The sequence below is a fragment of the Streptomyces chisholmiae genome, from assembly GCF_031845445.1.
Lineage (GTDB): Bacteria > Actinomycetota > Actinomycetes > Streptomycetales > Streptomycetaceae > Streptomyces > Streptomyces chisholmiae.
Map to the genome: position 1 here is coordinate 1 of NZ_JAVREO010000186.1, position 451 is coordinate 451.

At 70.7% G+C, this 451-nt stretch carries 2 pseudogenes; both read right to left on the reverse strand.

Annotation, left to right across the window (positions count from 1 at the left end):
- A pseudogene (locus RM844_RS32720) lies at nt 1-184 on the reverse strand (carboxylating nicotinate-nucleotide diphosphorylase); the annotation flags it as partial.
- Nucleotides 184-451: pseudogene (locus tag RM844_RS32725) on the reverse strand (hypothetical protein); the annotation flags it as partial. The pseudogenes RM844_RS32720 and RM844_RS32725, both read right to left, overlap by 1 nt.

Sequence of the window (451 nt, forward strand, 5' to 3'; positions counted from 1 at the left end):
CCATCAGCGCGATGTCGACACCCGCGGCCACACCCGGCTCCCGGTTGACCACCGAGGCGGTGGTCATGGCGTCGGCGCCCACGGTGGCGAGCGTCGTGATATCCGGGCCGTAGCGCAGGTCCTCTTCGAGCGCCCGCGCGATCGTGGCACGCGCCTCGGCCAGCTCCAGATCCGAAAGTGCCATCAGCACACCGCCGTTGCGGTGTCGAGGGCGGGACGGCCGGCTACGGCGCGAATCGTCACGGAATGCTCCTGAGCGGGGTCGGTTTCGGGGTAATCGCCGCGATGGTGGCAGCCGCGGCTTTCGGTACGGGCCAGGGCTGCGACGGCAATCGCCTGTGCCGTCGCGGTGAGGGCCGCGTCCTCGAAGCTCTGACGGTTGGCGGGCTGCACTGATCGCGCGCCGGCCAGAATGGCATCGAGCCGGTGGAGGCCATCGGCATCGCGGACC